The sequence below is a fragment of the Streptomyces sp. NPDC015346 genome, from assembly GCF_043078785.1.
Lineage (GTDB): Bacteria > Actinomycetota > Actinomycetes > Streptomycetales > Streptomycetaceae > Streptomyces.
Genome location: NZ_JBIBTW010000002.1, coordinates 924,625 through 950,874 on the forward strand (window position 1 = coordinate 924,625; position 26,250 = coordinate 950,874).

At 71.9% G+C, this 26,250-nt stretch carries 22 protein-coding genes; 5 read left to right on the plus strand and 17 right to left on the minus strand.

The genetic code is table 11. The features are described from left to right. Positions 1-50 precede the first annotated feature (50 nt). Positions 51-1,706 (plus strand): AMP-binding protein, encoded by a 1,656-nt coding sequence (locus ACF06X_RS10130; protein WP_392286744.1) that lies wholly within the window; start codon positions 51-53, stop codon positions 1,704-1,706. 55 nt (positions 1,707-1,761) lie between these two features. Beyond that, positions 1,762-2,583: a PaaX family transcriptional regulator C-terminal domain-containing protein gene (locus ACF06X_RS10135; protein ID WP_392286745.1), complete on the plus strand. Its 822-nt coding sequence runs from the start codon at positions 1,762-1,764 to the stop codon at positions 2,581-2,583. Here the strand turns inward: ACF06X_RS10135 and ACF06X_RS10140 are convergent. From ACF06X_RS10140 to ACF06X_RS10180, 9 genes are all read right to left on the minus strand, one after another. Beyond that, positions 2,519-4,885: a bifunctional salicylyl-CoA 5-hydroxylase/oxidoreductase gene (locus ACF06X_RS10140; protein ID WP_392286746.1), complete on the minus strand. Its 2,367-nt coding sequence runs from the start codon at positions 4,883-4,885 to the stop codon at positions 2,519-2,521. The two genes, ACF06X_RS10135 and ACF06X_RS10140, sit on opposite strands and share 65 nt — an antisense overlap. Positions 4,886-4,887: 2 nt before the next feature. Next, on the minus strand, positions 4,888-5,715 hold the full coding sequence (locus ACF06X_RS10145) for an enoyl-CoA hydratase family protein (RefSeq protein ID WP_392286747.1): 828 nt from the start codon (positions 5,713-5,715) through the stop codon (positions 4,888-4,890). A gap of 116 nt (positions 5,716-5,831) precedes the next feature. Beyond that, positions 5,832-6,839, minus strand: coding sequence for an ornithine carbamoyltransferase (gene argF, locus ACF06X_RS10150; protein ID WP_392286748.1), 1,008 nt, complete (start codon positions 6,837-6,839; stop codon positions 5,832-5,834). Positions 6,840-6,949: 110 nt separating this feature from the next. Next, positions 6,950-8,182, minus strand: coding sequence for an arginine deiminase (locus ACF06X_RS10155; protein WP_392286749.1), 1,233 nt, complete (start codon positions 8,180-8,182; stop codon positions 6,950-6,952). A gap of 49 nt (positions 8,183-8,231) precedes the next feature. After that, the gene (locus ACF06X_RS10160; protein WP_392286750.1) at positions 8,232-8,474 is read right to left on the minus strand and encodes a hypothetical protein; all 243 of its coding nucleotides are present in this window, start codon (positions 8,472-8,474) and stop codon (positions 8,232-8,234) included. Positions 8,475-8,674: 200 nt separating this feature from the next. Further along, a complete protein-coding gene (locus tag ACF06X_RS10165; protein WP_392286751.1) occupies positions 8,675-11,230 on the minus strand; it encodes a polynucleotide kinase-phosphatase in 2,556 nt (851 codons plus the stop codon). Beyond that, positions 11,227-12,738, minus strand: a complete 1,512-nt coding sequence (locus ACF06X_RS10170) for a 3' terminal RNA ribose 2'-O-methyltransferase Hen1 (RefSeq protein WP_392286752.1) — start codon at positions 12,736-12,738, stop codon at positions 11,227-11,229. The genes ACF06X_RS10165 and ACF06X_RS10170 overlap by 4 nt, the downstream gene beginning before the upstream one ends. A 154-nt stretch (positions 12,739-12,892) precedes the next feature. Continuing rightward, positions 12,893-13,822 (minus strand): homocysteine S-methyltransferase, encoded by a 930-nt coding sequence (mmuM, locus tag ACF06X_RS10175; RefSeq protein ID WP_392286753.1) that lies wholly within the window; start codon positions 13,820-13,822, stop codon positions 12,893-12,895. A 55-nt stretch (positions 13,823-13,877) separates the two neighbouring features. Next, on the minus strand, positions 13,878-14,801 hold the full coding sequence (locus ACF06X_RS10180) for an LLM class F420-dependent oxidoreductase (protein WP_392286754.1): 924 nt from the start codon (positions 14,799-14,801) through the stop codon (positions 13,878-13,880). Between the two features lie 249 nt (positions 14,802-15,050). Here ACF06X_RS10180 and ACF06X_RS10185 point away from each other — a divergent pair, with 249 nt between their 5' ends. Beyond that, complete coding sequence (locus ACF06X_RS10185; protein WP_392286755.1) at positions 15,051-15,278, plus strand: hypothetical protein; 228 nt, start codon at positions 15,051-15,053, stop codon at positions 15,276-15,278. Positions 15,279-15,298: 20 nt separating this feature from the next. Here ACF06X_RS10185 and ACF06X_RS10190 read toward each other — a convergent pair whose 3' ends face one another. From ACF06X_RS10190 to ACF06X_RS10210, 5 genes are all read right to left on the minus strand, one after another. Next, positions 15,299-15,796 (minus strand): DUF6099 family protein, encoded by a 498-nt coding sequence (locus ACF06X_RS10190; protein WP_392286756.1) that lies wholly within the window; start codon positions 15,794-15,796, stop codon positions 15,299-15,301. 125 nt (positions 15,797-15,921) lie between these two features. Further along, positions 15,922-16,302 (minus strand): nucleotide pyrophosphohydrolase, encoded by a 381-nt coding sequence (locus tag ACF06X_RS10195; RefSeq protein WP_392286757.1) that lies wholly within the window; start codon positions 16,300-16,302, stop codon positions 15,922-15,924. Beyond that, positions 16,295-17,599, minus strand: a complete 1,305-nt coding sequence (locus tag ACF06X_RS10200) for an ATP-binding protein (RefSeq protein WP_392286758.1) — start codon at positions 17,597-17,599, stop codon at positions 16,295-16,297. Before ACF06X_RS10200 ends, ACF06X_RS10195 begins: the two co-directional genes overlap by 8 nt. Before the next feature lie 55 nt (positions 17,600-17,654). Beyond that, positions 17,655-18,068 carry a cell division protein SepF gene (locus ACF06X_RS10205; protein ID WP_392286759.1) on the minus strand — a complete coding sequence of 138 codons (414 nt, stop codon included), beginning with the start codon at positions 18,066-18,068 and terminating at the stop codon, positions 17,655-17,657. A gap of 100 nt (positions 18,069-18,168) precedes the next feature. Beyond that, a complete protein-coding gene (locus ACF06X_RS10210) occupies positions 18,169-18,624 on the minus strand; it encodes an Lrp/AsnC family transcriptional regulator (protein ID WP_158991425.1) in 456 nt (151 codons plus the stop codon). A gap of 130 nt (positions 18,625-18,754) precedes the next feature. Here ACF06X_RS10210 and ACF06X_RS10215 point away from each other — a divergent pair, with 130 nt between their 5' ends. Further along, complete coding sequence (locus ACF06X_RS10215; RefSeq protein WP_392286760.1) at positions 18,755-19,840, plus strand: asparaginase; 1,086 nt, start codon at positions 18,755-18,757, stop codon at positions 19,838-19,840. 91 nt (positions 19,841-19,931) lie between these two features. Beyond that, a complete protein-coding gene (gene aspA, locus ACF06X_RS10220; RefSeq protein WP_392286915.1) occupies positions 19,932-21,371 on the plus strand; it encodes an aspartate ammonia-lyase in 1,440 nt (479 codons plus the stop codon). On the opposite strand, the gene ACF06X_RS10225 is transcribed toward aspA, so the two are convergent. From ACF06X_RS10225 to ACF06X_RS10235, 3 genes are all read right to left on the minus strand, one after another. After that, positions 21,368-22,630, minus strand: coding sequence for an NAD(P)/FAD-dependent oxidoreductase (locus tag ACF06X_RS10225; protein ID WP_392286761.1), 1,263 nt, complete (start codon positions 22,628-22,630; stop codon positions 21,368-21,370). The genes aspA and ACF06X_RS10225 overlap by 4 nt on opposite strands. A 159-nt stretch (positions 22,631-22,789) precedes the next feature. Next, on the minus strand, positions 22,790-24,109 hold the full coding sequence (locus tag ACF06X_RS10230) for a class I SAM-dependent RNA methyltransferase (RefSeq protein WP_392286762.1): 1,320 nt from the start codon (positions 24,107-24,109) through the stop codon (positions 22,790-22,792). Positions 24,110-24,166: 57 nt separating this feature from the next. Continuing rightward, the gene (locus ACF06X_RS10235; protein ID WP_392286763.1) at positions 24,167-26,218 is read right to left on the minus strand and encodes an APC family permease; all 2,052 of its coding nucleotides are present in this window, start codon (positions 26,216-26,218) and stop codon (positions 24,167-24,169) included. Positions 26,219-26,250: the final 32 nt, after the last annotated feature.

Here is a 26,250-nt window from a genome sequence, read left to right on the forward strand (position 1 = left end):
CATCACGATACGCTCGATGGGCGACCCCACCACGACAAGGGGACGAACTCATGGAGCTGACCCCCTCGGCCCACCACGACACCTTCGCGCGCGACCATCTGCCGCCGCCGGACCAGTGGCCGCGGCTGCTCTTCGATCTGCCGGAGCTCGCCTATCCGGACCGGCTCAACTGCGGGACGGAACTGCTCGACCGCACGGTGGAACGCTTCGGCGCGCGGCGCCCGGCGTTCCGGGACGGCACGGGCCACGTCTGGACGTACGGGCAGCTGCTCGAACGGGTGAACCGGATCGCGCACGTCCTGACCTCCGACCTCGGGGTCAGGCCGGGCAACCGGGTGCTGCTGCGCGGCCCCACGACACCCTGGCTGGCCGCCTGCTGGCTCGCCGTCATGAAGGCGGGCGGGGTCGCCGTCACCGTCCTGGCGCAACAGCGCGCCCAGGAGCTCGCCGTCATGTGCGAGATGGCCCGCTGCACCCACGCGCTGTGCGACGTCAGGACCGTCGACGACCTGGTGAAGGCCGAGGTCCCCGGGCTGCGGATCACCACCTTCGGCGGTGACGCCCCGGACGACCTGCTCTCCCTCGCCATGGGCAGGCCGGAGGTCTACGAGGCGGTGGACACGGCCGCCGACGACGTGGCGCTGATCGCCTTCACCTCCGGGACGACGGGCCGGCCCAAGGGGTGCATGCACTTCCACCGCGATGTGCTGGCCGTCGCCGACACCTTCTCGGCGCACGTCCTGCGGCCGGAGCCGGACGACCTCTTCGCCGGCTCGCCGCCGCTCGGCTTCACCTTCGGCCTCGGCGGGCTCGTCGTCTTCCCGCTGCGGGCGGGAGCCACCGCGCTCCTGCTCGAACAGTCGGGCCCGGCCCAGCTGTTGGAGGCGATCGCGCGGGAGCGGGTGTCGGTGCTGTTCACGGCGCCGACCGCCTACCGGGTGATGCTGGAGGAGCTCGACCGGCACGGCGGCCACGACATCAGCTCCCTGCGGCGGTGCGTGTCGGCGGGCGAGAACCTGCCGGCGGCGACCTGGGAGGCCTGGCACGAACGGACCGGTCTGAAGCTCATCAACGGCATCGGGGCGACCGAGCTGCTCCACATCTTCATCTCCGCGGCGGACGACGACATCCGGCCGGGCACCACCGGCCGGCCCGTGCCGGGCTGGCAGGCGCGGGTGGTGGACCGCGAGGGCGTCGAGGTCCCGGACGGGGAGGAGGGGCTGCTCGCGGTGCGCGGCCCGGTCGGCTGCCGCTATCTGGCCGACCCGCGCCAGAGCGAGTACGTCCACGACGGCTGGAACCTGACGGGAGACACGTACGTCCGCGACGGCGACGGCCGGTTCCGCTACGTCGCCCGCGCCGACGACATGATCATCTCGGCGGGGTACAACATCGCGGGCCCCCAGGTGGAGGAGGCGCTGCTCGCCCACCCGGACGTGGTCGAGGTGGCGGTGGTGGGCCACCCGGACGAGCTGCGCGGCCAGACGGTCGTCGCGTACACGGTCGTACGGGACGGTGTTCCCCGGGACGAGGAGACGGCGTCGGCGCTGCGGGCCTTCGTACGGGCCCGGCTGGTGCCGTACAAGAGTCCCCGGAAGATCGTCTTCCTGGACGCGCTGCCACGGACGGCCACGGGCAAGCTCCAGCGCTTCCGGCTGCGCGCCGAGGAGCCGGCGGCGGCGCGCGCCATAGAGGGCGTCCCGTGACAGCTGCCCCGCGGCTGTCCCGTGCCGGTTCTCCCGTGGCCGATAGAGTGATCACGTGGCCGAGCAGCACACCCCCCGTTCCCTGATCGTCTCGCTGTACGGCGCGTACGGCCGGGACCTCGCGCGCGGCGAGGAACCGATGCCCGTGGCGGCGCTGATCCGTCTCCTCGCCGTGCTCGGCGTGGACGCGCCCTCGGTGCGTTCCTCGGTGTCCCGGCTGAAGCGGCGGGGCCTGCTGCTGCCGCGCCGGACGGCGGACGGGGCGGCCGGATACGCGCTGTCCGACGACGCGCGCCAGCTCCTGGAGGACGGCGACCGCCGGATCTACGCGCGGGCGGAACCGAAGCTCTCCGACGGCTGGGTGCTCGCCGTCTTCTCCGTGCCCGAGGCCGAGCGGCACAAGCGGCATCTGCTCCGCTCCCGGCTGGCCCGGCTGGGCTTCGGCACGGCGGCCCCCGGCGTGTGGATCGCCCCGGCGCGGCTGCACGAGGAGACCCGCCACACCCTGGAGCGCCTGGGCCTCTCCGCGTACGTGGATCTCTTCCGCGGCGAGCACCTGGGCTACGCGCCGACGGCCGAGGCGGTGGGCCGCTGGTGGGACCTGCCGTCGATCGCCAAGCTCCACGAGGAGTTCCTGGCCGCCCATGAGCCGGTCCTGCGGACCTGGTCGGCCTCCCCGGGGACGGCGGAGGAGGCCTATCGCGCCTATCTGTTCGCGCTCGACTCCTGGCGGCGGCTCCCCTACGCGGACCCGGTCCTGCCGACCGAGCTGCTCCCCGCCGACTGGCCGGGCGCCCGCTCGGCGGAGGTCTTCACGGCGCTGCACGAGCGGTTGCGGGACGAGGGGGCACGGTTCGTGGCGGCCGGCCGAGGGTGAGCCGCGGCTTCGGCGCGTCCGTGCGGCCCGTCGGGGGCGGGCGGCTGCCCGCGCGGTACGGGTCGGGCCACGGGGCCGCCGGGCCCTGGTAGGTCTGGGCGGCGGCCGCGTGCAGTGTCCAGTGCGGGTCGTAGAGGTGAGGCCTGGCCAGGGCGCAGAGGTCGGCGCGGCCCGCCAGCAGGAGGGAGTTGACGTCGTCCCAGGAGGAGATCGCGCCGACCGCGATCACGGGGACGGCGAGCGCGTTGCGGATCCGGTCGGCGTACGGCGTCTGGTAGGAGCGGCCGTACTCGGGGCGTTCGTCGGGGACGACCTGGCCGGTGGAGACGTCGAGCGCGTCGGCGCCGTGCGCGGCGAAGGCGCGGGCGATCTCGACGGCGTCCTCGGCCGTGGTCCCGCCCTCCGCCCAGTCGGTGGCGGAGATGCGGACGGTCGTCGGGCGGTCGTCCGGCCACACCTCCCGTACCGCGTCGAAGACTTCGAGGGGGAAGCGCAACCGGTTCTCCAGCGGCCCGCCGTAGGCGTCGTCCCGCAGGTTGGTCAGCGGCGAGAGGAAGCCGGAGAGCAGATAGCCGTGGGCGCAGTGCAGTTCGAGCAGGTCGAAGCCGGCGCGCGCCGCCCGCCGGGCAGCGGCGACGAACTCCTTCCGTACGGCGGTCAGTCCGGCCCGGTCCAGGGCGTGCGGGATCTGGTTGACGCCGGGGCGGTAGGGAAGCGGTGAGGCGGCGGTGAGCGGCCAGTTGCCGTCGGGGAGCGGCTGGTCGATGCCCTCCCACATCCGGCGGGTGGAGCCCTTGCGTCCGGAGTGGCCGAGCTGGACGCCGATCGCGGTGCCGGGCGACCGCTCGTGGACGAAGGCGGTGATCCGGCTCCAGGCGTCGGCCTGTTCGTCCGTCCAGAGGCCGGTGCAGCCGGGGGTGATCCTGCCTTCCGGGCTGACGCAGACCATCTCGGTCATGACGAGTCCGGCGCCGCCGAGCGCCCGTGCGCCGAGGTGGACGAGGTGGAAGTCGCCGGGGATCCCGTCCTCGGCGACGTAGAGGTCCATGGGCGAGACCACGATCCGGTTGCGCAGGGTCAGTCCGCGCAGCCGGAAGGGGGTGAACATCGGCGGGGTGCCGGGCGGGCAGCCGAAGTCGCGCTCGACGGAGTCGGTGAAGGCGGGGTCGCGCAGCCGCAGGTTGTCGTGGGTGACGCGGCGGCTGCGGGTCAGGAGGTTGAAGGCGAACTGGCGCGGCGGCTGGTCCAGATATCCGGCCAGCTCCTCGAACCAGCGCAGGCTGGCCGCCGCGGCCCGCTGGGTGGACTCGACGACCGGCCGGCGTTCGCTCTCGTAGGCCGCGAGGGCCTCTTCCAGGGTGGGCCGCTCCTCGACGCAGGCGGCGAGGGCGAGGGCGTCCTCGACGGCGAGCTTGGTGCCGGAGCCGATGGAGAAGTGCGCGGTGTGGGCGGCGTCGCCGAGGAGGACCGTACGGCCGTGGGACCAGCGCGCGTTGGAGACGGTACGGAACGCGGTCCAGGAGGACTTGTTGGAGCGCAGGGCGCGTCCGCCGAGCGCCTCGGCGAAGATCTTGGCGCAGCGGGAGGTGGATTCCGCCTCGTCGAGTTCGTCGAATCCGGCGGCCCGCCAGACCTCTTCGCGCATCTCGACGATGACAGTGGAGGAGTCGGCGGAGAAGGGGTAGGCGTGCAGCTGCATCACGCCGTGCTCGGTCTCGGCGATCTCGAAGCGGAAGGCGTCGAAGGCGAAGTCGGCGGCGAGCCAGATGTAGCGGCAGCGGTGGGTGGTGATCCGGGGGCGGAAGACGTCGGCGTGGGCCTCGCGGGTCCGGCTGTGGACGCCGTCGGCGGCGACGACCAGGTCGTGCGTGGCGGCCAGCTCGGCGGCCGGCGGGGCCTCGGTGCGGAAGCGGAGCCGTACGCCGAGTTCGGCGCAGCGGGCGTGCAGGATCTCCAGGAGCCGGCGCCTGCCGAGTGCGGCGAAGCCGTGGCCGGAGGAGGTGAGGAGGTGTCCTCGGTGGGCGATGTGGATGTCGTCCCACCGTACGAAGGCGTCCTGGAGCGCCTGGTAGACGGCGGGGTCGGCGTGCTCGATGCCGCCGAGGGTCTCGTCGGAGAGGACGACGCCGAAGCCGAAGGTGTCTTCGGGTGCGTTCCGCTCCCAGACGGTGATCTCGCGGGCGGGGTCGAGCCGCTTGAGGAGCGCGGCGGCGTACAGCCCGCCGGGCCCGCCGCCGATGACGGCGACGCGCAGGGCGGGTGACGGCGAGGTGTGGGGGTCCGGTCGGGCGGGCCGCCCCATCGTCACCGCCCCCGCCACTTCGGGGACCGCTTCGCGGTGAAGGCCGCGTGGAACTCGGCGTAGTCCTCGCCGTTCATCAGCAGGGCCTGGGTGGCGGCGTCCAGCTCGACGGAGGCGGCCAGCGGCATGTCCAGCTCGGCCGTGAGCAGGGCCTTGGTCTGGGCGTGGGCGAGCGCGGGTCCGTCGGCGAGGCGGCGGGCCAGTTCGGCGGCCCGGGCGTCCGCGCCGCCCTCCTCGGTGAGCTCGCTGAGCAGGCCGATGCGCTCGGCCTCGGCGGCGCGGACCGGTTCGCCGAGCATGAGCAGCCGGGTGGCGTGGCCGAGGCCGACGACCCTGGGCAGCAGATAGGCCGCGCCCATGTCGCCGCCGGAGAGTCCGACGCGGGTGAAGAGGAACGCGAAGCGTGCGCTGGGGTCGGCGATCCGGAAGTCGGCGGCGAGGGCGAGGACCGCCCCGGCTCCGGCCGCGACGCCGTGGACGGCGGCGATCACGGGGAAGGGGCATTCGCGGATCGCCCGGACGACCTGCCCCGTCATCCGGTTGAAGTCGAGGAGCTGCGCCGTGTCCATGGACAGGGTCGCGCCGATGATCTCGTCCACGTCGCCGCCCGAGCAGAAACCGCGCCCCTCGCCGCCGAGGACGAGGGCGCGCACGGCCCGTTCCCGGGAGAGTTCGGCGAGGAGATCGCGCAGGTCGGCGTAGGCGCCGAAGGTGAGCGCGTTGAGCTTCTCGGGGCGGGCGAGGGTCACGGTGGCGACGCCGTCGTCGACGACCAGACGCAGATGGCGCCACTGTTCGGTACGGGGTGCGGAGCCGATAAAGGGGCTCATACGGAACGGCCTCCCTCCTCCTGACGGGAGCGTATCACTCATCCGTGACTGTCGTCATGAGTGCGCGATAAGGGGAGGTGGGCCGTCCCGCGTGTCAGGCGGTGCCTGGGCGGCGCCTATGCGGTGCCCGCGAGGGTGGCGACCAGGACCGCCTTGATGGTGTGCATCCGGTTCTCCGCCTCGTCGAAGACGACCGAATGGGCCGACTCGAAGACCTCGTCGGAGACCTCCAGCTCCGTCAGGCCGTGGCGCTCGTGGATGTCCCGGCCGACCGCCGTACCCAGGTCGTGGAAGGCCGGCAGGCAGTGCAGGAACTTGACGTCCGGGTTCCCGGTGGCGCGCAGGACGTCCATGGTCACGGCGTACGGGGAGAGGTCGGCGATCCGCTCGTCCCAGACCTCCTTGGGCTCACCCATGGAGACCCACACGTCGGTCGCGACGAAGTCCGCGCCGCGGACACCCTCGGCCACCTCCTCGGTGAGGGTGATCGTGGCACCGCTCGTCTCGGCGAGCGCGCGCGCCGAGGCGACGACCTCGCTTTTCGGCCAGTACGCCTTCGGGGCGACGATCCGTACGTCCATGCCGAGCAGCGCGCCGGTGACCAGGTAGGAGTTGCCCATGTTGAAGCGGGCGTCGCCGAGGTAGGCGAAGGCCACCTGGTCCAGCGGCTTGTCCGTGTGCTCGGTCATGGTGAGCACGTCGGCGAGCATCTGGGTGGGGTGCCAGTCGTCGGTCAGACCGTTGAAGACGGGGACACCGGCATGGGCGGCCAGCTCCTCGACGTTCTCCTGGCTGTCGCCCCGGTACTCGATGGCGTCGAACATCCGGCCGAGGACGCGCGCGGTGTCCTTGACGGACTCCTTGTGGCCCATCTGCGAGCCGGAGGGGTCGAGGTAGGTGGCGGAGGCGCCCTGGTCCGCGACGGCGACCTCGAAGGCGCAACGGGTCCGGGTCGAGGTCTTCTCGAAGATCAGGGCGATGTTCTTGCCCCGCAGCCGCTGAACCTCGGCGCCCGCCTTCTTGGCGGCCTTCAGCTCGGCGGCCAGGACGATCAGACCGCGGAACTCCTCGGCGGTGAAGTCCAGCTCCTTGAGGAAGTGGCGGCCGATGAGGTCAGTGGCCATGGGGCGCTCCCGTGGGTACGGCGAACAGAACGCTGGAAGTCTATACGTACTTCAGTATTCCTATACGGTGACGCGGGCCACTCCACCGCGCCGACCACTCCCCCGGCCGTTCAGACGGCGTCCCGCTGCACCGGGCAGCTCATGCAGCGCGGGCCACCTCTGCCCCGCCCCAGCTCGCTGCCCGGGATCTCGATCACCTCGATGCCCTGTTTGCGCAGATGCGTGTTGGTCGTGACGTTCCGCTCGTACGCCACGACCACGCCGGGCTCGACGGCGAGGACGTTGCAGCCGTCGTCCCACTGCTCGCGCTCCGCGGCGTGGACGTCCTGGGTCGCCGTCAGGACGCGCACGTCCTGGAGGCCGAGGGCGGCGGCGATGGCGCTGTGCATGTGCTCCGGCGGGTGGTCGGTGACCCGCAGGGACTGTCCCTCGTCGCCCGGTTCGATCGTGTACGAGCGGAGCATCCCGAGCCCCGCGTACTGGGTGAAGGTGTCGTGGTCGACCATCGTCATCACCGTGTCGAGATGCATGAACGCGCGCCGCTTCGGCATGTCGAGGGCGATGATCGTCCGCGCCGATTCGGCGGCGAACATGCCGCGGGCCAGCATCTCCACGGCCTGTGGGGTCGTCCGCTCGCTCATCCCGATCAGGACGGCGCCGTTGCCGATGACGAGGACGTCCCCGCCCTCGATCGTGGACGGATAGTCGGTCTGTCCCTCGCTCCAGTGGTGGAAGCCGCCGGCCTCGGGGCCGGTGAAGAGCGGATGGTGCTTGTAGATCGCCTCGAAGTGGACCGTCTCGCGCTGACGGGCCGGCCAGCGCATCGCGTTGATGGAGACGCCGTCGTAGATCCAGGCGGAGGTGTCCCGGGTGAAGAGGTGGTTCGGCAGCGGCTTGAGGAGGAAGTCGTCCAGGTCCATGGCGTGGAACCGGACCGAGGTCGGCTCGCGGTGCCCCGCCAGGAACTCCCGCTTCGTCATCCCGCCGACCAGCGCCTCGACGAGCTGAGCGGTCCCGAGGGAGTCGAAGGCGGCGCGCAGATGGTCGGCGGCGAGCGGCCCGTACTCCTTCTCGTGGAAGACGCGCTCGAGCACGAGCGCGCGGGCGGCGGGCAGCTCCAGTGCCTCCCGCAGCAGGTCCCCGAAGAGGTGGACCTCCACCCCCCGGTCGCGCAGGACGTCCGCGAAACCGTCGTGCTCCTGGCGGGCGCGGCGCACCCAGAGCACGTCGTCGAAGAGAAGAGCGTCCTTGTTGGAGGGGGTCAGCCGCTTCAGCTCCAGATCGGGCCGGTGCAGGATGACGCGGCGAAGCCGCCCGGTCTCGGAATCGACATGGAATCCCATGCGTCCATCCTGACGGAGCCGGACGGCTCGCGCGTGGTTCTGGAGGCGGTCAACCGCCGACGGCCTCGCCGGAGCCGCGCAGGGCGAGAATGAGCCGGGTGCCGCGTTCGGTCGCGACGGAGACGACGGCCCGGCCGGACATCCGGGCGAGGACGTACGCGGAGGTGTCCCGCTTCCGGATCATGACCTCGCCGGGCTCGTAGGAGCGCGGGGTTCCCTCGGCGAGGAGCGCGCGGCGGTCCCGGTCGGGGAGGGCATGGAGGAGGGACCGATCCTGGCCGAAAAGACTCAACTCGTTCACCCCCGCCCCGCCCGCCACGTTCTGAAACCCACGGGCCGAGACGTGCCGAAGCGCGCACCTCCGAGCGCCTGTCCCCACCTCAAGAGGCGTGCGCGTTCACTCTGTTGGCGCTGCGTCACGTCGTGGGGTGAAGAACAGGCCGCCTGGGGCCGGGCCCCGGCGGCCATCCCGGCCCTCCCCGGAGGGGGCCCTCAGAGGCGGGGGTCCACCGGTTCCGATTCCAGGGCGAGGACCGCGAAGACCGCCTCGTGGACGCGCCAGAGCGGCTCGCCCGCCGCCAGGCGGTCCAGGGCCTCCAGGCCGAGGGCGTACTCCCGCAGGGCCAGCGAGCGCTTGTGGCCGAGGAAACGCCGGCGCAGACGCTCCAGGTTCTCCGGGCGGGTGTACTCGGGGCCGTAGATGATCCGCAGGTACTCCCGGCCCCTGACCTTCACCCCCGGCTGCGCGAGCCGGCCCTTGCCGTCCCGGACCAGCGCCGCCAGCGGCTTGACGACCATGCCCTCGCCGCCGGCCGCCGTCATCTCCAGCCACCAGTCGACACCGGCCCGCACCGACGCCTCGTCGCCCGTGTCGACGACGAGCCGGCGGGTGAGCCGCAGCAGGCCCGTCGGGTCGTGCTCGACCAGCCGGTCCAGCCACCCCAGCTGCTCGTCGTGCGGCACGGCCGCCAGTGAGCGGCCCCGCACCGCGAGGACCTGGAAGGGGGCGAAGCGCACCCCGTCGAGTCCCTCCGTCGGCCAGCAGTACCTGCGGTACGCCTCGGTGAACGCCTCCGCGTCCGCCGCCCGCTCCCGCTGCTTGGCGAGGAGCGCCTCGACATCGCCGCCCACCCCTCGCGCCGCCGCCCGCTCAAGCGCGTCGAGCGCGCCGGGGAAGACGGCGCGCGAGGCCGCGCCGACCGCCGCGTACTGCGCGCGCAGCAGCCCGGCCGACTTCAGCGACCACGGCATCAGCTCGCCGTCGAGCAGCACCCAGTCCGTGTCGAGCTCGTCCCACAGGCCGGCGGCCGTGACGGCCGCCCGCAACCGCTCGAGGACCTGCTCCGTGACGGCCGGGTCGTCGAAGAACGGCCGTCCCGTACGGGTGTGCAGGGCGCCGGTCACCCCCTCCGCGGGGTCGATCCCGAAGCGCTCGCGCGCCGCCTCCGCGTCCCGGCACACCAGCGCGACCGCCCGCGAGCCCATGTGCTTCTCCTCGCACACGACCCGCTCCACGCCGTCGGCCGCGTACTGCGCGAACGCCTCCGCCGGGTGCTCCAGGTAGCCCTCGGCCTTCGACGTCGCCGTCGGGGCCATCGTCGGCGGCAGGTAGGCGAGCAGTCGCGGGTCGACCGCGAACCGGCTCATCACCTCCAGGGCCGCCGCCGCGTTCTCCTCCCGCACCCCGACGTTCCCCATCTCCCGGGTCTCCACGACCCGGCGGCCGTGCACGTCGGCGAGGTCGAGCGGCCTGCCCTGGTGCCCGCCGGGCGCCTCGGTGGCGAGCGGCCGGGCCGGCTCGTACCAGACCTTCTCCGCCGGTACGTCGACGAGTTCGCGCTCCGGCCAGCGCAGCGCGGTCATCTTGCCGCCGAAGACGGCGCCCGTGTCCAGGCAGATGGTGTTGTTGATCCAGGACGTGTTCGGCACGGGCGTGTGCCCGTAGACGACGGTGGCCCGGCCGCGGTACTCCTCCGCCCACGGATAGCGCACCGGCAGCCCGAACTCGTCGGTCTCGCCGGTGGTGTCGCCGTAGAGCGCGTGCGAGCGCACCCGGCCGGAGGTCCGGCCGTGGTACTTCTCCGGCAGCCCGGCGTGGCAGACCACCAGCTTCCCCTCGTCGAGGACGTAGTGGCTGACGAGCCCGTCGATGAACGCGCCCACCTCGGCGCGGAACTCCTCGCTCTCCCGCCCGAGCTGCTCGATGGTCTCGGCGAGCCCGTGGGTCTCCTGGACCTTGCGGCCCTTGAGCCAGCGGCCCAGCTTGTTCTCGTGGTTCCCGGGCACGCAGAGCGCGTCGCCCGCGGCGACCATGCCCATCACCCGGCGCAGCACGCCCGGGCTGTCGGGGCCCCGGTCGACGAGGTCGCCGACGAAGACCGCCGTCCGCCCCTCGGGGTGGTGGCCGTCGACGTAGCCGAGCTTGGCGAGCAGCGTCTCCAGCTCGGAGCGGCAGCCGTGGATGTCACCGATGATGTCGAAGGGGCCGGTGAGGTGGCGCAGGTCGTTGAAACGCTTCTCCAGGACGACCTCGGCGGCCTCCACCTCCTCGACGCCGCGCAGGACGTGGACCTTGCGGAAGCCCTCGCGCTCCAGGCCGCGCAGCGAACGGCGCAGTTCGCGGCGGTGGCGCTGGACGACGTGGCGGGGCATGTCCGCCCGGTCGGGGCGGGCCGCGTTGCGTGCCTGGCACACCTCCTCGGGCAAGTCGAGGACGATCGCGATCGGCAGCACGTCGTACCGCCGGGCCAGCTGGACGAGCTGGCGGCGGGCCTCCTGCTGCACGTTGGTGGCGTCGACGACGGTCAGCCGGCCGGCCTCCAGGCGCTTTCCTGCGATGTAGTGCAGGACGTCGAAGGCGTCCCGGCTGGCGCTCTGGTCGTTCTCGTCGTCGGCGACCAGGCCGCGGCAGAAGTCGGAGGAGACGACCTCGGTCGGCTTGAAGTGACGCCGGGCGAAGGTGGACTTGCCGGAGCCGCTGGCGCCGATCAGGACCACGAGGGACAGGTCGGTGACGGGCAGCGTGCGGATGGTGTCGGTGTCGGTCATGCCGTGTCCTCCTTCGTGGTGGTCCGGCTCGTCTGCGTGAAGACGGCCATCTGGGTGGGCGGTCCGACCTCGGGGTCGTCGGGGCCGATCGGGGTGAACTCCACGCCGTATCCGTACTGTTCGGCGACGCGCGCCGCCCACGTACGGAACTCCCGGCGGGTCCACTCGAAGCGGTGGTCGCCGTGCCGGACGTGCCCGGCGGGCAGGGACTCCCAGCGCACGTTGTACTCGACGTTGGGGGTGGTGACGAGCACCGTGCGGGGGCGCGCGGATCCGAACACGGCGTACTCGAGGGCCGGCAGCCGGGGCAGGTCCACGTGCTCGACGACCTCGCTGAGGACGGCCGCGTCGTAGCCGGTGAGCCGCTTGTCGGTGTACGCGAGCGAGCCCTGGAGCAGCGTGATCCGGCCGGCCTGCCGCTCACCGAGGCGCTCCAGCCTCAGCCGGCGGCCGGCGACGGTCAGCGCCCGTACGGACACGTCGACCCCGACAATGTCGGTGAAGCGCACGTCCTTCAGCAGCTCCTGAAGCAACTGCCCCTGGCCGCAGCCGAGGTCGAGGACGCGGGTGGCATCGGCGGCACGCAGCGCGGCGAGGATCGCCGCACGCCGCTGCTCGGCGAGCGGTACCGGCTTCTCCTCGGTGTCGGTGGTCTCGTCGACGGCGTTGTCGACGTCCTCGACCTCCAGGCCGTCGCTCTCCGCGAGCCGCACCAGCTCCAGCCGCTCCATGGCGTCCCGGGTCAGGCCCCAGCGGCGGGAGAGATAGCGGCTGGTGATGAGCTTCTGCTCGGGGTGCTCGGCGAGCCAGCCGTCACCGGCGCGCAGCAGCTTGTCGACCTCGTCCGGCGCGACCCAGTAGTGCTTGGCGTCGTCGAGGACCGGCAGCAGGACATAGAGCTGGTTCAGCGCGTCGGCGAGCCGCAGCTCCCCTTCGAGGACGAGACACACATAGCGCGAGTCGCCCCACTCGGGGAAGGCGGTGTCCAGCGCCACCGGCTCCGCCTCGACCGTCTCCCAGCCGAGCGGCCCGAAGAGCTTGCGGACCAGTTCGGCCCCGCCGCGGGCCGGGAGCGCCGGCACCTCGATCCGCAGCGGGAGCGGCGCGGCCGCTCGCTCGGGCATCGCCCGGCAGGCCCCGCGCAGCGCGCTCTTGAAGACCGTGGACAGCGCGACGGCGAGCAGCGAGGACGCGGCGTAGGGCCGGTCGTTCACATACTGCGCGAGCGCGGAGTCGGGGGCGCCGCCCCGGCCCTTGCCCTTGCCGCGCCGCACCAGCCCCACGGGGTCCACCTCGAGAAGCAACGCGGCCGTGCACCGCTCGGCGGTCGCCTCGGGGTAGAGGACGTGCGCCGTGCCGTGCGAGGTCGAGAACGTCTGCGCGTTGTCGGGATGCTTGTGCAGCAGAAAGCTCAGATCGGTCGCGGGACGCTCGGGGGTGCCGGTGGTACTGATCGTCAGGAACACACGTCCGAGTATGGTCCGCCTCTCTCGTCGCCGACCAGGCATTTTCCGGTGCCCGGCGATCGCCCGACCGCTCGTCGTACCGCCACGCGTCGCCCCCGGCCGACCGGCCCCCTCCCCCCGCTCACCGCCTTCCGCTCACCTCCCTCCGGTCATCACCTCCCTCGGGTAACTCCCTCGGGTCACCGCCTCCCTCGGGTCACCTCCCTCCGGGCGTCGCTGTCACGGCGGCGGCCAGCGCGGCGATCCGGTCCGGACCGACACGGCAGCAACCGCCGATCAGCCGCGCCCCGGCGGCCGGCCACTCCCGCATACGGCCGGGGTCGAAGGCCCCGGTCCCGCGCCAAGTACGGGCGCCGGCATCCCACTCCTCTCCGCTGTTGGGGTAGACGACCACCGGCTTCCCCGTCACCCCCGCCGCTCTCTCCACCGCCCGGGCCGCGTCGCCCGGCTCGCAGCAGTTGACCCCGACCGCGACGACCTGGTCATTGCCCGCCACGAGCCCGAACGCCTCTGTCAGCCCCTGCCCGGCGCGCGTACGCTCCCCCTCGATCGTGTACGAGAGCCACACCGGCACCCCGCACCCCTCGACCGCCCGCAGCAGCGCCTCGGCCTCGTCGGTGTCCGGCACCGTCTCCAGAGCGAGCACATCGGGCCCCGCCTCCACGAGCGCCTCGATCCGAGGCCGGTGGAACCGTTCGAGCTCCCGCACCGTGAGCCCGTACCGGCCCCGGTACTCGCTGCCGTCGGCCAGCATGGCTCCGTAGGGGCCGACCGACCCGGCGACCCACACCTGCTCCGCCGCCCCCTGCCCCGCCTCGCGGGCCAGCTCCACACTCCGCCCGATCAGCCGCGCCGCCCCGGCCCGGTCCACTCCACGGCGGGCGAAGCCCTCGAAGGTGGCCTGGTAGCTGGCGGTGATGAGGACGCGGGCGCCGGCTCGCACATACGCCGTGTGCGCCGCCTCGATCTGCTCGGGGCCGTCGGCGAGCAGCCGAGCCGACCACAGTTCGTCGCTCAGGTCACAGCCCTGGGCCTCCAGCTGGTTGGAGAGCCCTCCGTCGAGCACGAGCACCTCGTCGGCGATCGCCGAGGCCAGCGACCGTGCGTTTCCGGGGGTGGGTGCCATCGGTCTTCCTTCTCCCGCGTCCGTCTCTTCTTCCTTCTTACGCCCTGCCTTTCGTTCAGCCCAGCTGGGACTGGACCTGGGCGGAGATCAGCTCCAGGTGGTCCAGGTCGTCCAGGTCGAGGACCTGGAGGTAGATCCTGGACGACCCGATGGCCCCGTACCGGCCGATCTTGTCGACGACCTCGGCCGGCGAACCGGCCAGGCCGTTCGCCTTCAGCTCCTCCACCTCGCGGCCGATCGCGGCCGCCCGACGGGCTACCTCCGCGTCGCTCCTGCCGACGCAGACGACCAGGGCGTTGGAGTACACCAGCGCGTCGGCCGGCCGGCCCGCGGCCACGGCGGCTTCCCTGACCCGGCCGAACTGCCGCTCACTGTCCTCCAGCGAGGCGAAGGGGATGTTGAACTCGTCGGCGTACCGCGCGGCGAGACGCGGGGTACGGGTCGCGCCGTGGCCGCCGATGAGCACCGGGACCTTGGCCTGGGCCGGCTTGGGCAGCGCGGGCGAGTCGGCGAGCTGGTAGTACCGCCCCTCGTAGGAGAACGTCTTGCCCAGCTCGGTCTCCCACAGCCCGGTGACGATCGCCAGCTGCTCCTCCAGCCGGCCGAACTTCTCCTTGGGGAACGGAATTCCGTACGCCCGGTGCTCCTCCTCGAACCAGCCCGCGCCAAGGCCCAGTTCGACCCGGCCGCCGGACATCTGGTCGACCTGGGCGACCTGGATGGCCAGAACACCCGGGAGCCGGAACGTACCGGCGGTCATGAGCGTGCCGAGACGGATTCGCTTTGTCTCCCGGGCCAGGCCGGCCAGGGTGATCCACGCGTCCGTGGGCCCGGGCAGCCCGTTGGCGGAGCCCATGCTGACGTAGTGATCGGACCGGAAGAAGGCGTCGAAACCGAGGTCCTCGGTGGCCTTGGCGACCGTGAGCAGGGTGTCGTAGTCGGCCCCTTGCTGGGGCTCGGTGAAGATTCGAAGATCCATACTTCCATCCTGCACCGCCCCCCGGCCGTCAACCGCTCCGTCAGCGCCCGGTACCCACCGGCTCGGTCGGGTGAATAACTCGCACCCGGGCGGGCCGCGGCCCGCCGGGCCAGTGACCGTGACCGGGCACCCGTCGTTGGCTCGGGCGGAGCCGGACCGCCCGGCCCGCGCGCCGGCGGCCCCTGCCGGTGCGTCGTTCTCACGTGTGGCCCCTCCCCTGCGGGCGGGGCCTGGGCCGAGGAGGCCGCCATGTCCCAGGAAGCCGCGCCCGAGCGGGCGCTGCCCGAGCAGTCGGAGGAGCAGTCCGTGCCCGAGCAGAAGGGCAGCGGCGCCCCCAAGGGCCTGCTGCAGCAGATGGAGGAACTGATGGCGGCGCTCACCGCCGACCTCTCGCAGCTGGACGCCGACCTTCAGTCCTCGTCCGACCGCCACGAGCCCCGAACCCCCGACGGACCCTTCGGGGGCCGCTCCCTCTGACCGGGCCCCACGGCCCCCGTTCATGACAGTCCCGCCGTCGGACCCGCCCGGCCCCGGGCGGCGTCGGGTGGCCGGTCCCGCTCCCGGATCGCGAGTCGGCGCAGCATCCCCCGTACCCGGTCGTTCGATTCGTCGGCGGCGTCGATCGCCTCGATGCACTGCCAGTACAGCCCCTCCTCGTCGGTCGCGCAGGCCACACCGACGAGGGCGATCCCCACCTCTCCCAGAAGCGCGCCGAGCGCGGTCAACGCCCGCCGCGCGTCGGCCACTTCGGTCAGCTGGGTGGCCCTCGGCCCGCCCGTCCGCAGCACGGGATGGTCGATCGCCCCGCGACCGCCGCCGATCTCGCTCAGCCCGCGCGCCTCGCTCCGCACCTCCTGCGGTCCGCAGAGCGCGAGCTGACTTCCTATCGCCTGCGCGAGGGCCTGGGCCTGCCAGGCCTCGGCCACGATGTCCAGCGCCGTCCTGCTCTGTGCCAGCGCGTGCCGGCCTGCCGCGATGAGTCGCTCCGCTTCCATGTACGCCGCCCCCGTTCGTACGACTTACTGCCCACTAGTCCACTACCCAGAGTGAAGCTGCCTGAGCCCAAACACCAGAGGAATTCGGAAATCTGTGGACAGCAAGCTCGATGGGGACAACTCGATCACTCCGAAGAGTGACGATCGCCCTTCTCGGTGGCGCGCGCACTCCGTCCCGGCGGTCTGCCGACGGGAAAACGGAGTTCGTTCCGGTCGATCTTCGCGGACAAGGCGGCGAGCGGATCGACGCCCAGCACCCCGCAGAACTGCAGCAGATACGCCAGCACGTCCGCGACCTCGTCGGCCACCCGGTGCGCCGTCTCCGGATCCTCCATGACCCGGTCCGCCTCCTCCGGCGTCAACCACTGAAAAATTTCCAGCAGTTCGGCCGCCTCGACACTGAGCGCCGCCGCCAGATTCTTCGGCGTGTGGTACGGCTGCCACTCCCGCGAGGCCGCGAACTCCGCCAGCCTGCGCTGCAATCCCGCTACATCCAGTTCACTCACGGCTCAGGTCTACCACCGACACCCCTGGCACCTCCCGCACGCCTCCTGCGGCCGCCTCCCCGACCGCCCCCACAAGCCGGATGTGCCCGCCGGCGCAGACCGAGGCCGCGAGACCGAGCAGTTCGCGGAGCTGACGCCGGTCGAGCCCCCGGTCGAGACGGTCCGCGAGCACGGTCAGCGTCCGCATGGCCGGGGGCACTTCGGCGAGCTGGTCCATGGCGAGGACACCCGGACCGGTGAGCAGCACGAGCGCCAGCGCCAGGTAACGCAACTCCCCGTCGCCGAGCCGCCCCAGCGGCGTCACCCACGAGCCCCGCTCAGCCCGCTCCCCCCGTTCCCCTCGATCGCCCCGATCCCCCGACGCCGCGGCCGACCCGGCGACCGCCCCGGCCCGCTCCAGCACCGCCCGTACCCTGGCGCCGGGCAGTTCCTCCACGCCGAGCCCCGTCACCGGTCCGACACAACCGGCGCCGGCCACCGAGGCCAACCGGGCATGGCGGCGCGGACAGTCGGTACGGGTGCGGTGCAGCACCTCCGCGAGGTTGTCGCATCCGCGCCGCAACCGGCCCTCGCCCGTCGGCACCGGCGCCCGCATCCGGTCCGGCATCGGGTCGCAGGCGAACACCGAACGCAGCGCGACGACCACCTGCTCCGCCGCGGCCAGGACCTCCAGCTGTCCCTGCGTCTTGCCCGCCACCCGCAGCGGCAGCAGGGCGGTACCCAGCAGATCGTCGGGGAGCGGCGCGCGAGTGACGGGCGTGGCACCGGCGGTGTGCCATTCGGCCTGGACGGAGGAGCGACCGGGGTCGCGGAGCGCGGTGGCGAGCAGCGTACGGCCGCGGCAGGTGAGCCGCTCGCCGACGACGCGGAGGTCGGGCTCGGCCTGAACGGCGACGTCGAGCCGCACCGGCCCGGCCGGTCCGTCGACCGTGCAGCCGATCCGGAACCCTCGCCTCCCCTGGGCGTCGGGCCTGGCCCGCTCGGGCACGCAGTCGGCCGCGTCGGGGAAGGCGGTGGCCAGATCCTCTCCCGCGCCCAGCCGCGCCAGCGCCTCGTACGCCCGCAGAGCGGTGGACTTACCGCTGCCGCTCGCTCCGGCGAAGAGGGTCACCGGCCCGAGGGCGTGGACGGCGGCGCGGTGGGAGGCGAAGGCGGAGAGGCGCAGCTCGGTGACCGCCGGTCGGGCGGGCCGCCGCACAGAGGAAGAGGACGAGGACGACGGAGAGGAAGAGGGAGAAGAGGAGGAAGAGGAAGTGGAAGGAAGGACCTCGGGCGTGGAACCGCCGGTGGAGTGCATGATCGGACCGTACGCAGCCGCGCGTATGACGAACCGTTCCGGCGTACGGACCTTCCTACGATCGAGGGACGGCGGCCTCCTCGGCCTCCGCCGATTCCGAGCCCTCGACCTCGGTGCCGGCCGGGGTCAGCAGGAAGACGTTACGGTCGACACGGTGCATGGCACTGCCGAGCCCGAAGACGACGCCGCTACTGAAGTCCAGGATCCGCTTGGCGACTTCGGTGTCGGCGCCGGTCAGGTCGAGCAGGACCGGGATCTGGGCGATGAGGTACTCGGCGACCTCCCGGGCGTCGGCGAAGACCTGCACCCGCAGCACGATCATGCGGCGCTGTTCGGCGGCCTCGTACTGGTCGGGGACCGTGCGGTGGTCGACTCTGGACGGCCACTCGTCGCGGCCGCGCAGGGGGACGACCTGGGCGAGGCCCTCCCACTGCTCGTCGGTGACGTCGTACCTCTCGTACCTACTCATGCACCCATCCTCCCGTTCCTCACTCGTTCGGCCCAACAGCGACACGACACGACTCGGTCACCACGGCACACAAGATCATTCGAACGCCTGCGCTGTCACCTCAGCGTTCGACCGGGAGCCCGCGAGGTTCCTTGACCCGCTTCATGATGATCTGGGAGTTCACCTCGGTGACCCCGGTGAGCGAGGTCAGCCGCTCGATCCACAGACGTTCGTACGCGGCGAGGTCGGCCACCGCGATCCGCAGGAGGCATCCGGGGCTACCGAAGAGGCGGTACGCCTCGATGACGTCCGGGATGTCCTGCAGCGCGGCCTCGAATGCCTCGACGGTCTCCCGGTCGCGGCGCACCTCGATGGAGACCAGCACCTCGAAGCCGCGCCCGACCGCCTCGGGGTCGATGACGGCCCGGTAGCCCTGGATCACCCCGCTCTCCTCCAGGTGCCGCACCCTGCGCATGCACGCCGAGGCGCTGAGGCCGATCCGCTGGGCGAGGTCGAGGTTGGTCAGACGGCCGTCCTCCTGAAGCTCACGCAAGATACTGCGGTCGATTCTGTCCATTGCGCAATTATGCACGACACAGTCGCCGACTCATGGGTCGAATTCGCAATCGCATTGCGCACCGACTGTCCTATCGTTGCGACGCGACGACCTCCCCCACCCGCCCCCTCGATCATCGGGACAGACAGACATGCAGTGGACACGCGACGACCGGCCGCGCCGGGTCACCCTCATCAGCACCGGTGGAACCATCGCCAGCCGCTGGCAGGGGACCGGTTACGCCGCCGACGCGTCCGGCGACGACGTCCTGGCCACCTCTTCCCTCCCCGAGGGGGTCACGGTCGAGGTCGTCGACCTCTTCAACGTCAACAGCTCGCGCATGACCACCGCCCGGCAGCTCACGCTGCTGCGCGCGGTCCACGCGGCGCTGGCCGACCCCGGCGTGGACGGTGTCGTGGTCACCCACGGCACGGACACCCTGGAGGAGTCGGCCTTCTTCCTGGACCTGCACCACTCCGATCCGCGCCCGGTCGTGTTCACCGGCGCACAGCGCCCGCTCGGTACGGGTGACGGCGACGGCCCCGGCAATGTGTACGACGCGCTGCAGGTGGCCGCCTCCGTGCGGGACCTCGGCGTGCTCGTCGTCTTCGACGGTCGCGTCCACGCGGCCCGCGGCACGGTGAAGACGCAGACACTGGCGGCCGACGCGTTCGCCGACCCGTGCGAGCAGAGCCTCGGGAAGGTCGGCTTCGGCAGCGTGGCCGTCCGCCGCCGACCGGACCGGTCCACTCCGCTGCCGCTTCCGGCGGCCGCCGCCCCAGCCCCGGGCCCCGAGGGAGCCGGTCCGCTGCCCCGGGTCGACCTGGTGATGCACCACAGCGACGGTGACCCCCTCCTGCTGAACACGGCCGTCGCCGCCGGCGCCCAGGGCGTCGTGCTGGTCGGCACCGGCGCGGGCAACGCCACGCCGGAGATAGCCGAGGCCGTCGCCGACGCGGTCGCCCAGGGCACGCTGGTCGCCCTGAGCACGCGGGTCAACTCAGGGCCGGTCGCGGAGATCTACACCGGCGGCGGCGCCGTCGACCTGGTGGCCGCGGGCGCGGTACCGACCGGCACACTGCGGGCCGGCCAGGCCCGGATGGCCGTCCTGGCGACCCTGCTGACCGACATCGCCCCGGCCCGGCGCCCGGCGCTGCTGCACACCCTCCTCAACGGCCCCGCCCGCCCGGAACCGGCCCTGACGGCCGCCGGCTCCCGCTTCTCGGGCGGCTCCTAGCCCCCCTTCGACCCCCGCCGGCTTCCCCTCCCCACCAGCACCTCCAGAAGGCCCCACCTCCGTGAAGACCGCCTCCGTGAACACCGCCTCCATGAAAACCGCCTCCCGTCGTGAGCACGACCTCCTCGGAGAGCGGGAGGTGCCGGCCGACGCGTACTGGGGCATCCACTCCCTGCGCGCCATGGAGAACTTCCCGATCACGGGACTCCCGATCTCCGTGTACCCGCAGCTGATCGACGCTCTGGCCGCCGTCAAGGAGGCGGCGGCCCTGGCCAACGAGGAGCTCGGCCTGCTGGCCCCGGAGAAGGCGGCGGCGATCGTGGCGGCGTGCCGGGAGATCCGCGCCGGCCAACTGCACGACCAGTTCGTCGTCGACGTCATCCAGGGCGGCGCCGGAACGTCGACGAACATGAACGCCAACGAGGTGGTGGCCAACCGGGCCCTGGAACTCCTCGGCCACACCAAGGGCGCGTACGAGTACCTGCACCCGAACGAGGACGTCAACCTCAGCCAGTCCACCAATGACGTCTACCCGACGGCCGTCCGCATCGCGGCCATCACGGCCGTCCACGGACTGCTCCAGGCGACGGCCGTGCTGCAGGACGCGTTCGCGGCGAAGGCCGTCGAGTTCCGCGACGTCCTGAAGATGGGGCGCACCCAGCTCCAGGACGCGGTGCCCATGACGCTGGGCCAGGAGTTCTCCACGTACGCGGTGATGCTGGACGAGGACCGCAACCGCCTGAGCGAGGCCGTCGAGCTGATCCACGAGATCAACCTCGGTGCCACGGCGATCGGTACGGGCCTCAACGCCCCGGCCGGCTATGCCGAGACGGCCCGCCGCCACCTCGCCGCGATCACCGGCATGCCCCTGGTGACCTCCGCCAACCTGGTGGAGGCCACCCAGGACTGCGGCGCGTTCGTCCAGCTCTCCGGGGTCCTCAAGCGCCTGGCGGTCAAGCTCTCCAAGACCTGCAACGACCTGCGCCTGCTCTCCTCGGGCCCGCGCGCGGGCCTGGGCGAGATCAACCTCCCGGCCGTACAGGCGGGTTCGAGCATCATGCCCGGCAAGGTCAATCCGGTGATCCCGGAGGTCGTCAACCAGGTCGCCTTCGAGGTGATCGGCAACGACATCACGATCACGATGGCGGCGGAGGGCGGCCAGCTCCAGCTCAACGCCTTCGAGCCGGTCATCCTGCACTCCCTGGCGAAGAGCATCACCTCCCTGCGGGCGGCCTGCCTCACCCTCGCCGAACGCTGCGTCGTCGGCATCACGGCCAACACCGAGGACCTGCGCGCGACCGTGGAGAACTCCATCGGCCTCGCGACGGCTCTCAACCCCCACATCGGCTACACCGCCGCCACCGCCATCGCGCAGGAGGCCCTCCGCACCGGCCGCGGCGTCGCCGAACTCACCCTGGAACGCGGCCTCCTCCCTGCGGCCCGCATCGCCGAGCTCCTCACCCCGGAACGCCTGACGGGCACGGGCACGGGCACAGGTACGGGCACGGGCACGGGAACCGCGAGCGCCTAGGGGTTGTCCGCGACCGCGCGCCGATGCCTGATGTTGACGGCCGCAGCCTTGGCCAGCGCCGCCGGGTTCAGGAAGCGGGCGGGACCGATCAGGCGGGACGCGAACAGGTGCATGTGCCGCGCCACCGACTCGTCACGCGCGGCAGCGGAGAACATCAGCCGCTCGAGAGGGTTGAACGGACGGCCCTTGGCGAAGTCCGCCCCCAAGTACTGGTGGCCGCGCAGCCGGCGTTGGTGTCGGCGTTCGTACGTCGCGAGCGACCGGTCGAGGTCGCCCCGACCGGTCGCGGCGGGGGCGACCGCCTCTGCCAGCCATCGCGCGGACTGGAGAGCCCATCCGCACCCGACTCCCCACAGGGGATCGCCGGTCAGGGCGGCGTCGCCGATGAGCGCGAGGCCGGGAGCGGTCGGTTTTCGGCTGTGAAGCGGGTAGTTCACAGTCCCGATGATCTTCGTGATGCGTTCGGCGGAGTCGATGGGCGGAGCCTCGGGCAGGGCGCGGACGAACGCGAAGAAGCTGCCCTCCAGGTCTTCCCGGAAGGCCGGCAGCTTTTTCTTGTCCGGGAGTACGGCGAGGACCGTCACCCCGTCGTCGTTCGGAAACGCGTACGCCATGTCGGGCTCGAGGAACCAGGTCTGTCCGATGCCGCCGTGCAGCGGGAGGCCGCGGAAGTGCGCGAGATAGCCGAACCGCGTGTTCTCGTACACCCGTGCGGGCACCTCGGCGCACTTGGCCACGGCCGAGTCCTTGCCGTCGGCGCCGACCACCAGCCGGGCCCGGATCTCCCGCTCTCCCTGTGCTGTCGACGCACGCACCCCCACGGTCCGCCCGCCATCCCGGACCAGCCCGGTCACACGGCGCCCGAGAAGCAGCTCGACGCCAGGGGTGCCGGCCGCATGGGACCTGATCAACGGATCGAGAACGCTGCGCCGAATGTTGTACGCGTACGGCAACTCGGGCCCCGCCGGGGCTGCCCTCGGCTCGATCCACCCCCAGCGCGTGTACCAACGCGCCTCGTTCCGGACGGCTCCCGCCTTCTCCAGAGCGGGCACAAGGCCCAGCTCGTCCAGCACCGGATAGGCGTTGGCGGTGACGGAGTGGGTGCACAGCTGTTTGTACGCTTCGGGGTCCGAACGGCGTTCCAGCAGTGCGACACGGACCCCGCGCCGAGCGAGCAGGATCGCCGCGGCACAGCCGGCGAGGCTCGCTCCGCTGATCACGACGTCGTAGTCGTACACCGCGCTCTCAGGCCTGGTCATGCGCTGATCGCCCCCTTCGGGGAGTGGGGTGCGGATGACGGGAGTGACGAAGTGCCACTCCTGTCAGGCACATGACCAGCTGTCAAGTCGGCACAACATGTCGGAGCCGACCCGGACGCCTTCCTCGACGCTGAAGGCGGCGATCTCTGTCGTCTCTGCTTACTTCACCGGCTCCAGGATCGCCACGCACTCGACATGGTGCGTCATCGGGAAGAGGTCGAACGCCCGCAGCGTACGGACCCGGTAGCCGCCCTCCTTGAAGTAGGCGATGTCGCGGGCCAGAGCCGCCGGGTCGCAGGCGACGTAGGCGATGCGGCGGGCTCCCAGGCCTGCGAGGTGCTTGACCGTCTGCTTGCCGGCGCCCGCGCGCGGGGGGTCCAGGACGATCAGGTCGACCTCGGTGATGCGGGTGCGCGGGAGGACCGTCTCGACCTTGCCCTGTTCGATGCGGACGCGGTCGTAGTCCTGGAGGTTGTGGCGGGCGTCCTCCACCGCGCGCTTGCCGGACTCGATGCCCAGGACCGCGCCCTCGTCGCCGACGCGGTCGGCGATCGCGCCGGCGAAGAGGCCGACGCCGCAGTAGAGGTCGAGGGCGGTGTCGCCCTTGCGGGGCAGCAGGCCCTGCATGACGGCGAGGACGAGCGTCTGCGCGGCCTTCGGGTGGACCTGCCAGAAACCGCCGTTGCCGACGCGGTACGTGCGGTCGTCGGCGCGCTCGCGGACGAAGGGGCGGCCGTGGACGCGGTGCACCCCGCCGTCGTGCTCGTCGACGCGGAGGACGGAGACCGGCTTGTCCAGCTCGACCAGGGGAAGGCGGGCGCCCGGCTTCGGCGTCAGGATGACCTGGCGGTCACCGGAGCCGGAGGCGGCGATGGCCTCGACCGAGGCCATGCCCTCCCAGGTGCGCTTCTCGATGCCGAGCTCGCTGACGCCCTCGGCCGCGATCATGCAGTGGTCGATGACCTCGACATCGTGCGAGCGGTGCTTGCGCAGACCCGCGTGGCCCTCGGCGTCGACGGCGTACTGGACGCGGGTGCGCCACTGCGGGACCTCGCCCGCCGGGAGCTTGTCCCCCTCGGCCGGCATGACGGTGCCGTCCCAGCCGGCCTCCTCGGGGGTCAGCCCGGCCAGCCGCTGGAGCTGCTCGGCGATGACCTCGCCCTTGAGGCGGCGCTGGGCGCCCGGCTTGGCGTGCTGCCAGTCGCAGCCGCCGCACTTGCCGGGGCCGGCGAAGGGACAGGGGGCCTCCACCCGGTCCTTGGAGGCTTCGAGGACGGTGACGGCGTCCGCGCGCAGGAAGCGGGAGGTCTCCTCGCCCTCGGTGACCCGGGCGACGACGCGCTCGCCCGGCAGCGCGTGGCGGACGAAGAGGACCCGGCCCGCCTCCGTACGCGCGATGCAGTGGCCGCCGTGGGCCACGGGGCCGACCTCGACCTCGTACTCCTCCCCGACCAACGAAGAAACAGGTGCGTTCTGCATGACGGGGTGACTCCAGAGAAAGAGGGAGGTGGGCTGCCGTAGCGGCAGCCCACCAGTCTACGTGCCCTTGCCGACCGATTCCTTCGGCCGCTTTTCGACCGGACCGCGGCGCACCGAACCCGGCGCGTTCCAGTCCTGGCGCTTCCGTTCCCGCTTCTTGGCGGCCTCGGAGGAGCGCAGCTGGTACGGCACGGAGGTGACCATCACGCCCGGGGTGAACAGCAGCCGCCCCTTGAGCCGCAGCGCGCTCTGGTTGTGGAGCAGATGCTCGTACCAGTGGCCGACGACGTACTCGGGGATGTAGACGGAGACCGCGTCGCGCGGGCTCTCGCGGCGGATGTTCTTGACGTACTCGATGACCGGCCGGGTGATCTCCCGGTACGGAGAGTCGAGGATCTTGAGCGGAACGTTGATGCCCCGCCGCTCCCACTCGGCCTTGAGGGCCTTGGTCTCCGCCGGATCGACGTTGACGCTCAGTGCCTCCAGCTCGTTGGCGTGCAGCAGCTTGGCGTAGGCGAGCGCGCGCAGCGTCGGCTTGTGGAGCTTGGAGACGAGGACGACGGAGCGGACGCGCGAGGGGCGTACGTACTCGTCGGGGCGCTCCTCGGCGGCGGCGATCTCCGCCGACACCGAGTCGTAGTGCCGGCGGATCGCGGTCATCGTCCCGTAGAAGATCACCATGCCGAGCAGGGCGACCCAGGCGCCGTGGGTGAACTTGGTGGCGAGGACGACGACGAGGACGAGGCCGGTGAAGAAGGCGCCGAAGGTGTTGATCGCGCGGGAGCGGATCATGCGGCGGCGCTGCGCCGGGTCCCTCTCCGTCTTCAGGTGCCGGTTCCAGTGCCGGACCATGCCGGTCTGGCTGAGGGTGAAGGAGACGAAGACGCCGACGATGTAGAGCTGGATGAGCTTCGTCGAGTCCGCCCCGTAGACCCAGACGAGGAGGGCGGCGGCGCCGGCGAGGAGCACGATGCCGTTGGAGAAGGCGAGCCGGTCGCCGCGGGTGTGCAGCTGGCGCGGCAGGTAGCGGTCCTGGGCGAGGATCGAGCCGAGGAGCGGGAAGCCGTTGTACGCCGTGTTGGCGGCCAGGAAGAGGACGAGCGCCGTGGCCGCGGCGAGGACGACGAAGAGGAAGGTGCCGTCGCCGAAGACGGCGGCCGCGACCTGCGAGATGACCGGGTCCTGGACGTAGCTCTCGCCGACCGGTACGCCGTTGTCCAGCAGGTCGATCGCGGGGTGCTCGGCCATCCGGACGTCGGTGGCCATCGCCAGGAAGATGATGCCGCAGAACATGGTGACGGCCAGGCCGCCCATGAGGGCGAGGGTGGTCGCCGCGTTCTTCGACTTCGGCTTGCGGAAGGCGGGCACGCCGTTGGAGATGGCCTCGACGCCGGTGAGGGCCGCGCAGCCGGAGGAGAAGGCGCGCAGCAGGAGGAAGAGCAGCGCGAAGCCGGCCAGGCCCTCCTGTTCGGGCTTGATCTCGAAGTGGGCGGTGGGGGCCTTCATCGTCTCGTCGAGGACGATCCCCTGGTAGGCCCCCCACGCGATCATGATGAAGACGCCGGCGACGAAGACGTACGTCGGGATGGCGAAGAGGCTGCCCGACTCCTTCACCCCGCGCAGGTTCATCACCGTCAGCAGCACGATGACGCCGACCGCGCAGGCGACCTTGTGCTCGACGACGAACGGGATGGCCGAGCCGAGGTTCTCGATCCCGGAGGAGATGGAGACGGCGACGGTCAGGACGTAGTCGACGAGCAGGGCGCTGGCGACGGTGAGTCCGGCCTTCGGGCCGAGGTTGGTGTTGGCGACCTCGTAGTCGCCGCCGCCGCTCGGATAGGCGTGGACGTTCTGCCGGTACGAGGCGACGACGGTGAACATCAGGACCACGACGGCCAGCGCGATCCACGGGCTGAAGTGGTAGGCCGACAGACCCGCGATCGAGAGGACGAGCAGCACCTCACCGGGTGCGTACGCCACCGAGGACAGCGGGTCGGAGGCGAAGACGGGGAGAGCGATCCGCTTGGGGAGGAGGGTTTCCCCGAGCCTGTCGCTCCGCAGAGCCCGTCCGATCAGGATCCGTTTGGGCAGGTCGGTCAGTTTGGACACAACAGAGGATCGTAAGCGTTCGAAAAGAGCCA